Source organism: Bacteroides sp. (genome assembly GCF_052357945.1).
GTDB lineage: Bacteria > Bacteroidota > Bacteroidia > Bacteroidales > Bacteroidaceae > Bacteroides.
The window spans coordinates 1-10,253 of record NZ_DAWCXD010000161.1 but is presented as its reverse complement, the minus strand read 5'-3'; the positions used below and the strand labels follow the sequence as shown (position 1 = coordinate 10,253).

6 protein-coding genes are annotated in these 10,253 nt (G+C 39.9%); all 6 read right to left on the bottom strand.

Annotated features, from left to right (window positions below; genetic code table 11):
• Window positions 1–146: 146 nt before the first annotated feature.
• Window positions 147–569 (bottom strand): lipocalin family protein, encoded by a 423-nt coding sequence (locus tag ACT8YW_RS19745; RefSeq protein ID WP_444106886.1) that lies wholly within the window; start codon window positions 567–569, stop codon window positions 147–149.
• A gap of 5 nt (window positions 570–574) precedes the next feature.
• Entirely contained in the window at window positions 575–3,292 is a 2,718-nt protein-coding gene (locus ACT8YW_RS19740; protein ID WP_444106885.1) for a prolyl oligopeptidase family serine peptidase, read from the bottom strand.
• Window positions 3,276–5,633, bottom strand: coding sequence for a DPP IV N-terminal domain-containing protein (locus ACT8YW_RS19735; protein ID WP_444106884.1), 2,358 nt, complete (start codon window positions 5,631–5,633; stop codon window positions 3,276–3,278). The genes ACT8YW_RS19740 and ACT8YW_RS19735 overlap by 17 nt, the downstream gene beginning before the upstream one ends.
• An 18-nt stretch (window positions 5,634–5,651) precedes the next feature.
• Window positions 5,652–7,976: a DPP IV N-terminal domain-containing protein gene (locus ACT8YW_RS19730; RefSeq protein ID WP_444106883.1), complete on the bottom strand. Its 2,325-nt coding sequence runs from the start codon at window positions 7,974–7,976 to the stop codon at window positions 5,652–5,654.
• Between the two features lie 82 nt (window positions 7,977–8,058).
• Window positions 8,059–9,732 carry a PKD-like family lipoprotein gene (locus ACT8YW_RS19725; RefSeq protein WP_444106882.1) on the bottom strand — a complete coding sequence of 558 codons (1,674 nt, stop codon included), beginning with the start codon at window positions 9,730–9,732 and terminating at the stop codon, window positions 8,059–8,061.
• An 18-nt stretch (window positions 9,733–9,750) separates the two neighbouring features.
• Window positions 9,751–10,253, bottom strand: a 503-nt coding sequence (locus tag ACT8YW_RS19720; RefSeq protein WP_444106881.1) for a DUF4843 domain-containing protein, incomplete at its 5' end; no start/stop codon positions are given.

The following is a 10,253-nucleotide window of genomic DNA, read 5'->3' as shown; positions in this document are numbered from 1 at the left end:
TAAGCTGCGTTAGGGACTTGCACCCGTTAGACTATGCCCATGTCGGGCGAACACAAAAAGCACCCTATCGTAATCACTACGACGGGGCGCTTTCATTAGCAACAACATGCTAATTTAAACACTAAATTATTTAAGAGAGAGATTTATTACTTCTTATCAGGGGCTACTTCCGGAGTAACCAATTTCTTGATTGATTTCGTATTCAGATACAGAAAAGCCAATCGCGGAGGCCCGTCCTGTGTTACCAACTCCAATGAATCAGATGTCAACTTTCCAATACGTTCACGCGTTTTATACACTTCTACCTTTCCATCGTCTTCCTTGCTGAAACCTTCAATAATTAAATAACCGTCCTTATCAATCTTCCAAGTCTTTAAATCCAAAGAAGGGATATTGACAGCAGAACATTTCCCGCCTTTTTTAAACTCAAATCCTTTAAATTCACCTGTAGATTTATAGGTATAAGGATTACACCATTTACCGATAATTTGTTTCTCCGTTTTGTTCTGTCCAAAACTGCTGATTGCGAAGCAAGACAGAACCATAGCTGTAATTAATAGTTTCTTCATTTTATTTATTTTTCTAGTAAATCATATTTCTGGTCAATTCCACGTTCTCTCAAATGAATACCTTCCTTCATCCAACGTGGCTCTTTTGTACCTTTCAGGTAATAGTCGAAAAACTGCATCATTCGGATGGTCCAGTCTTTCTGCGCACCTCTTCTCAATACAAAGTGTCCCTCACCTTTGTAATTCAACAACCATGCCGGACGTTGCAGGCGACGCATAGCCAGGTAAAGTGCACGGCCTTGTTCATACGCAACGGCCTCATCCTGGTCATTATGTAATATCAATAAAGGCGTATGTATCTTGTCTGCTTCCAGGATTGCAGAACTTGCCAAATACTGATCTTTCGCTTCCCATAAAGTCTTTCCCATCCGGCTTTGTGTCTCTTCGTACATAAAATAGCGTGGCAACCCACTTCCATTACGAATTCCCAAATATCCGGTCACCATATCCGTAATTGGAGCCGCTATATTGGCACAAGTGAAAAGATCTGTCTTTGTCACCAAATATGATGTTTGATAGCCAGACCAGCTATGTCCCTGTAAGCCTATTTTTCCGGGATGTGCTATCCCCTGCTCTATCAGATACTTCGTTCCACTCACAACAGCATCATAACAACTCTGCCCGGGAGTCCCAACCGTGAAATGCACATCCGGCATAAACACAATATAACCATTGCTGGCAAAATACATAGGATCCCCTAACGCACTACTTAACAAAGGTGCATGATAAATATTCAACTCACCAGAATGAGTTTCATAAAACTGCACCAATACCGGATATTCTTTTTGAGGATCATAATCTTCCGGAAGATAAAGCAACCCCTTATTTTCCTTATTCTCATAATTAGTCCACTTTATCAGTTTAACTGTACCCCATTTATAATCTGCTTGTTGAGGATTCGCATTCGTCACTTTAACGGGATTGGAGAAATCGGACTTACTCCACCACAAATCCCTAAATTCCGATACATTCTGACGATTCCAAACGCAATACTCATGATTATCAGAAAAACGATGTATAGTATATACATAATTCCCCTCCATCAATTTTCTCAGACGGCCTTTCATATCAAGCTGATAGACACCCTCATCCATCGTGTCTTTATCCCAAAGGCTAACTATGACTTTTTCGTCTTTCTGAAAAACATCCTTATCTATATTACTCGTCATTTTACGAATAGATTTGCCATGCTTGCGACCATATCCTTTAGTCAAGCACTCCGGCTGACGTTCTCCTGTCAAATCAATCTTCCACCAGTCATATGCATCGTACAGAAACACATTATTCCCGTCAGCCGTCCACCCTGCTATTCCATAAGCGGGAGCAGGAGCCGGTTTATCATAACTTTCCATGAACATTGGATAACCGATAGCATCAGATATATTAACAACCTTACCGGTAGCACCATCAAACTTATTCCAGACTTGAGCAATCGGATCATACATTACTGCCCACTTGCCATTTACCGACCATTTGGGAGCTGTACGATAACTACGTCCGATCAACCGTTTTGCACCTGTATGCACATTCACTGAATATATATCGAACGGCAACCGATCCAACCACTCACGCTGCATCTTATAAGGAGATTCATCCGTGTAAAGCACATAGTTCAAATTCTCTGCTCCCGATGGTAAGAGTAAATCTACGGTAAATGGAGCAACTTCTGTGAGCTTCTTAGAAAAAATATCATAAATATACGTCACCGACTTATCCTGCCTATAACGTCCGCCCCTTTGTAAAGTCGGAACTTCCATTTCGTTCCACGTCCACAACTCTAATTCAAAACTCTTGTCCGGTTTCTTCTCCGATTCTTCCCTTCTACGGGAAATCTGCTGTGAGTCCCGAAGTTCAAGTATCAAAAAATTATGGCTTTTAGACAAGTCAATACGTCCGACAGACATACCATCAGGCAAAACAATTTCTTTCCGGTCAAAAAGCAAGTTACAACCCGGCTTCTTTAATGAAAAAGCATACCACAAAGAATCATTTACGCTAAACTCCCCGATCATCTCTTTTTCATTAAAACTATAAGAAGAGGGTTCACTCTTTACAGGACTCTGATAAAGAGTCTTATATGGACCAGCTAAAGGGCCATAGCATAGCTCGTTCCTGTCTGACTTTTTACGAATGAAAAGAATAGAACGTCCTCCGTCATATAATGTATGATAGCCGATACTGTCAATATGAAAAGCAACTTCTGTCTTCAGATGACGTACCACCAGCCTGTTAAAAGCCGGAACATGATTTACCGTATCTTTCGGCACATTAGTTACAGAGATTGAGTAAGGGGTCCCTTCCACAGGACGAAAAGCCTCTTTATGTTTCCATTCGGTCTTTACTCCCGAAGGCAATGACAACAAAAATGTTTTCATTACTCCTGCCGAGTCTGCCAACCGATAAAAAGCTCCCTGGTCGTTATTATAAAACTCCAGACGCTCTATATCGCCATTCAGCAATATTTCCTTCCGCGTACGGGAATCGAATAAATGCAGTTTTTTTTCTTCCTTGCTATCCGGATTATATTCCATCAACGATATACGGTAAGTCACCCATCTGCCTGTCGGTGAAATATCCGGTGCATCAATACGTTTCCAAGATGTACATGCTTCTATATCCAACGGTTTCTTTTGAGCCTCAACAGACAAGCTTCCCCCCAGCAACAATCCTGCTATAATCCCTATATATACAAATATCCGGTTCATCTTATCTTCTCCTGTCATCTTTAATCATATCCTTATTCAAATCGACATCAGAATCAGCCGAGTTGTCATGCAATAACAAGCGGGCAAAGTGACGCCACATCTTATGCTCGAAGAAATCCTCAGACTCACCGAAGAATCCATGTGTACATTTCGGCAATACAAACATTTCGAAATCCTTATCAGCCTTAATCAATGCATCCACCAGACGCAATGTGTTAGCAGGATTCACAGTTTTATCCATCGCACCGGTAAACAGCAACAAGCCGTGCTTGTAATTCTTTACCAACTCTTGATTCGGACGTACACGGACACTATAATCATACATCGTACTTTCTACTCCCAAACTATCTTTAGTCGTTTTCACCTTCTCATCTACACCGAAATGAATCTCAACAAAGCCTTTATTATAAATACGATTGTCATGATTACCTGCCGATGAAACAGCAGCCGAATAGAAATCAGGATAAGTACAAATGGCAGCCGCCGACATAAACCCTCCACCGGAATGGCCGTAAATACCGACTTTGGTGGCATCAATAAACGGATAACGGGCAGCCAGTTGCTCAATAGCATATTTATCATCCGCCAACGGATAATCACGCATATTGTTGTATCCATAGGTATGATAAGCCTTTCCGCGCATCGGAGTGCCACCTCTGTGCCCCACAGTGATTACAATGAACCCCAGTTGAGCCAAACGGGTATTATAAACATCATTAATCGTGAAACGTGTCGGCACATATTCGAAGAACGGTCCCGGATAAACATTCGAAATGATAGGATAAACCTTTGTCGAGTCAAAGTCGGCAGGTTTCCACATCACGCCATACAAATCGGTCACTCCATCGGCAGCTTTTACCTTAAAGCGTTCCGGTGCTTTCCATCCCATCTCATAGACAGGCTGCAAATCGGGCTTTTCCAACGTCATAATCACCTTTCCATTCCGGTTACGAACCACATTCACCGGTTCCTGCGAAACAGTAGAATAAGAATCTACCATATATCGGTAAGACGGAGAGATACTGACATCATGTGACGCATTCTCCGGAGTCAACAGACGAACAGCATTCGGACGATCCAGTTGAGCTTCATAAAGAATGTAATAATAAGGGTCAATGCCTTTCTCACGACCATAACCATAGAAATACATCTTACGCCCGATAGTATCAATCTTGGTAACCGGGCCAGCTACCCATGTTCCATCGGTCAGTTGGTTCTTTAAGTTTCCTGTTGCTGTGTCATACAGGTAATAGTGTCCCCAACCATTACGTTCGGAACGGAAAAGGATTTCTTTCCCGTCATTCAGGAAAGAAACATTACGCATCTGATAATCGAGATATGGTTTGTTTTCTTCATGAATCACTACGCGCACTTTTCCGGTTTCTACGTCTACCTCGCAAATATCCGACTGGTTCCATGGACGGTTATAACGTTGGAAATACAAACGCTTCCCGTCTTTTGAAATATACAATATGTCAATATACTGATCAGGCCAGCGATTAATATCGATTTTCTTCACTTCACGGGTATCGACATCTCCAATCAACAATTCATATTGGGTGACATGTTTATCGCCTGCCAGTTCGGCTTTATAAGTTTTCAGTGTCGGATATGGAGTAGACAACGAATTAATTAACCATAAATCACGCACTTTCCTGTTATCCTCACGAACAGCATAAAAACGATGGCTACCTGGAATCCAATGAGTAGATTCGGCTCCGAAGCGTCCTTTCAGCTTACCCTCATCTTCACGGTTAAATGTATAATTCGGCTCACCGTCCGTTGTCAGTTGTATAGGAATGGTATCTTGCCCTTTCTTTTGATTCCCAACAAAATACAAATTATCCTTGCTGGCATAAAGAAAATAAAGACTATCTGGAGAATACTTCATCCAATACGGATCACTATTTCCATAAGATGGTTTTTCATTAAGCTGCTTCAACACTTTCGAGTAGATGTTGTAAGTATACAATCCACGGTCGAAATTTATGCGAATAGTTTCGTTATCCTTCATGAAAGTGAAAGACAAATATGGATCTGCCGAAGAATAGGCTTTCTTGGTATATACTGCAATTTTACTCAATAATTCAGCCGTATCAAACAGAAGACGTTTTTTCTTTTTCTTCGGATTTACATAATAATACTTCTTTCCTTCACGTGTAGTAAACGAATAATAAAAACAGTCCGTACCGTTAATAAACGTTGGCTTGACTTCTGTTGAATACTTTATTATAGGATTCTGTTCTAACAGACGGAACTTTTCCGCTAACTTATAATTCACTTTCTGCTGTGCATCGGCAAAGCTACATATCAACAATGCAACCACCAGGCACACATATCTAAAGAGAGAGTTTTTCATAAAATCTTATCTATTGTCTTATTTGTTACGGTTAATATCTCCCCAATAGTCTGCACGAGTGTCACCCAGCAAATGCTTGGCAAAGAAACGGTACATCTTCTTCTCAAAATACTTATCAGCAGAACCATATCCATGGCCGGCACCCGGAATCACCAGCATATCAAAATCCTTGCCGGCTTCAATCAATGCCTGCGCCATGCGATAAGTATGAGCAGGGTTCACGTTCTTGTCCATATCACCGGTGACGAGCATTAAATGTCCTTTCAAATTCTTGGCAATCTCCGTATTCGGCTTCACATTGAACTTGTATCCATACTCTTTTGTCTCATTACCCAAACTATCTTTTACTACTTTTTCCACTTCCTTCACACCGTTATAGCATTCTCCCCACCCACGATTATAGATATTGTTATCATGATTTCCGGAACAGGAGACAGCAGCTTTATAAAAGTCCGGATAAGTACAGATGGCTGCAGCAGCCATAAATCCTCCACCGGAATGACCGTAGATACCGACTTTCTTACCATTAATAAATGAATACCTCCGAGCTAACTGCTCAATAGCATATTTGTCATCAGCTAATGGATAATCACGCATATTACCATAACCAAACCGATGGTATGCCTTTCCACGCATAGGAGTATCTCCTCTGTGAGACACAGCAATTACGATAAAACCTAACTGCGCCAAACGGGTACAACATCTGTCTTCTAAGGTAAATGAAGTAGGAACTTGACCAAAGTAAGGCCCCGGATATACCACAGAAATAATCGGATATACCTTAGTAGAATCAAAGTCTGCCGGTTTCCACATTACTCCATGTAAATCGGTTATATTATCAGCAGCCTTCACAACAAAACGTTCCGGTTTTTTCCATCCGGCTTTGTAGGCTAATTCAATATCCGGCTTTGCCAATTCAAGAATCCCTTGTCCCTTGTTATCTTTCAACATGATTTTAGGTTCCATATCCACTCTTGAATAAGTGTCAATATAGTATCTATTAGACTTCAGGAATTTAACCTGATGCTGACCGTCTTCCGTACTTAATGGAGTTACTCCTTCCCTATCAATATGCACTTTATAGAGCATGTAATAAGATGGGTTAATATCTTTTTCCCTGCCATATCCATATAGATATACTGTTCGCCCCAAAGTATCAATAGAAGCTATCTGACCTGCCACCCACTCACCGGAAGTCATCACATTCTTCAACTTTCCATTACCATCATAATGATAGTAATGCCCCCATCCCGTACGCTCCGAACGAAAAAGAATATCTTTACCATCATTCAAAATAGCGACACTACGAGCATGCGGATCACGATACGGTTTGTCAACTTCATGAATTATTTCTTTCACCTCCATTGTAGAGAGGTTGACAGAACACAAATCCACTTCGTCCCATGTACGTTTCGTACGTTCAAAAAAGAGGTATTTACTATCCTTTGTCACACACAAAGGATTTATGTATTGATCCGGCCACTTACTTATATCTGTTTTTTTTACGGTACGCCCAATCACGTCAACTATAACCAGTTCATTCTGGGTTACATTCTTATCACCAGGGAATTCATAACGATAAGTAGTCAGGGAAGGCCTGTCATCCAACGAATTTATCACCCAAAAATCTCTAAGCAGACGTTCATCTTCGCGTACTAAATAAAGATGCCTTGAATCGGGGCACCAACAGATATCAGACATGACTTCTCCTTCTTCGTCCGTTCCTCCATCATGCGCATAAGAATAATACCGAACTCCATCAGTGGTCAACTGCACTTCCGTCGTATCCATTCCCATCTCCCCATTACCTTTCACATACAGATTGTGTTTCTTCACATACACAAGATATTTTCTGTCTGGCGAATATTTCATCCATGAGTAACGATCAAATAATGACCGACTCTTTTCTTTCTTTTTCTCTACAATCTGGTGTGTCAGGCGATTATATTCATAGTTCCTACCTTTATAAGAAAAAGAAAAAGAAGCCAGGTTTTCAGAAAATTTGATATCACTCAACTCCAGTTTATTCCTGTCCACTACACCCCTAGTAATCTGTGCAATTCCCGATGCCAGTTTCCCTTTATCAAACAATGGTTCTTTTAACCGATGTTCAGGATCTACAAAATAGTAATCCTTCCCGACAGTCGTATGAAATTCAAACCAAAACTTATCTGTTCCATTAATTTCATTCGGCCAGAGATTTAGACTATTAGCAGTAAAATTACCTCCTAAACCGAAAGCCTGAAATTCATTTGCCAATTCATAGTTGGCCTGCTGTTGGGAAAAAGCATGCAGAATGCCTGACCAAGCAAATAAAACTATAAATAATATTCTTTTTCTCATATTCAAATAAACAAAGGAGAATCACATAAAGTATTCAAGACTCAATGCGATTCCCCGCATAATCTATATAGATCAAGTTATTTTAAAGGTCATACTGAACAATCTGGTTAGCATTTCCTATTTTATATAGTACATCCACTATTTTTCCAAAATTATTATCTCCCTCCTTCTCACTTTCCTCATTCGGGTATAATTGTTTTATTTTTACATCATTAACCAATCCTGATTCTTGCTTGTCCTTCTCTTCCACCCCATATATAAAGAAACTTCCGTCTTCCAAGGCAACCCCTAACTGACCGTTGTAAACTCCATATTTTGGATACAAATATATATCATTAGATGAAAGAGCAATCACCTTCTTGTCAAATGTATGAATCAATTTTGGAACAGATGCCACACCTTTCACATATTGGCAATACCACAATTCATTCCCCATTGCAATAACAACATACTGCTTTTGTTCAAATACAGCCATATCTGTATACTCTTTATTTTTCAATGACGTCAGGTCATTTTCATAATAATCATATATATCCCATTTTTTATTCTTCATTCTGAAATAGCGCAATTGATAAGACATATCGTTACCCTTCATCAAGGCAACCCATGCTTGCATCATGTCGCCATTCACATCAACTGACGCAGTTTTCATTGTTACAATACTTTCATCACGCATATTCTGAAAGTTCTTAGCATCCTCTCCTTCAAATTCAACTATTTCTCCGGTATCCTTCACCGTATTATCATAAAATGTCGGATCATTGGAACTATTCTTCACCCCACCTCCATTTCGAATAATTACCAATGAGTTATCCTCTTCACGGAGAGCCAGAACCGCATCCATATTTCTGTCCTTAAACTTCTGTACAGGATATAAAGCACTGAATTTAGTATAATTCCACAGTGGAATAGACATATAGGCTCCAGCATGAAAATCATTTGCAACCGGCTTCGTGTGCATATAAATATATCCATTTTCATCACGAATAAATTTTGCAGAGTAAGACATGGCAGCTTCTACAGGTTTGAAGCCTCCCACCGGCAAATCCCCATAGAACTCATCCTCTGTATATACTTCACGCTCCAAAGTATTACCGTTCAACTCCACCCAACGATCTTGCATCACTACCAGTTCATCATATACAGTCTCTACCTGTCCGAAAGTACTAGGATAACCCAAATGCTCAAAAACACCTTTGGGGTTGGTTCCTAAATCTTTGACTAAATACTTTTCGACAGAATGATATGCGATAGAATCACGTACCACTTTCTCACCCCAGATATTCACAGTTTCTGACACACCATACAAGGTCTTAATCTTGATAAATGAAAGTGTTGACTTTCCATCTACGTCAGACAAAACCACCCATCCTCTCTGATAAGGAGAACGAACCAAAATGTCTGTTGAAGCAGAGTACTTAACCCCTGTTTTATTGTCGATGACGGAAAATGTGAGTTCAAACAATCCGATCTTATGAGAATTGAAAGTATACGAAGGTGCTTTTACATTCAACAATTCTCCGTCTAGTCTCCATTCGTAGCTCACATCCGGATCTGTTTTATCAATTGTAAACTCAAACGTGGGTGTTATAACTAAGTCTTCATCTATCCCAACACTATAGTTTTTTTCAATATTACTAATAGTGCCTTTCAGTTCATTAATCGGTGTATAATCATAATTGTTTTTATCATCCAGGCAACTGCAAATGCTACTCAATAAAAGTAGTAATAAAATATAAACTGTTATCTTTTTCATACTTCTTCCGTTTTTTAATTATCCGGCAACAGGAATTTCCATTTTACCATACTCATCACTCATGGGTTCATCCGGATGTTGAGTATTATAATCTTTAATTCTATTTTTCAGACGCAGTGCATATTTACGCAATATAAACATATCTTTTCCGTCAAATACCACCCCGTCTTTTTTCAATTCTTCCAAAAACATTAAATATTTCTTTTCCGAATACCTCCCCAAATACCATTCTTCAACAATGTTGTAGGGATTATTCACATCACCGTCGTTTCTAGTCCACCACTCAGGTGCAAACAACAAATTAGATACGGAAATAATAGCACGTGAATAGACACTCGGACCTTGACGAACCTCACCACCGTCATTCACTTGCAACGTCAGCAGTTCAGCTTTCGTATCCAATTTTTCGTAATACTTCAGAACCACCAATATTTCTCCGGTTAGTTCTCCTGCTTTAATTACGCACTTCTCTGGCAATTCATATTGGGTAGCAGGCAAAGTCGTTCGTTCCGGATCTACAC

Excerpts from the sequence above, each read along its gene's own strand:
- ACT8YW_RS19730 (WP_444106883.1), bottom strand. The coding sequence starts at position 7,976 with ATGAGAAAAAGAATATTATTTATAGTTTTATTTGCTTGGTCAGGCATT.
- ACT8YW_RS19725 (WP_444106882.1), bottom strand. The coding sequence starts at position 9,732 with ATGAAAAAGATAACAGTTTATATTTTATTACTACTTTTATTGAGTAGC.
- ACT8YW_RS19735 (WP_444106884.1), bottom strand. The coding sequence starts at position 5,633 with ATGAAAAACTCTCTCTTTAGATATGTGTGCCTGGTGGTTGCATTGTTG.
- ACT8YW_RS19745 (WP_444106886.1), bottom strand. The coding sequence starts at position 569 with ATGAAGAAACTATTAATTACAGCTATGGTTCTGTCTTGCTTCGCAATC.
- ACT8YW_RS19740 (WP_444106885.1), bottom strand. The coding sequence starts at position 3,292 with ATGACAGGAGAAGATAAGATGAACCGGATATTTGTATATATAGGGATT.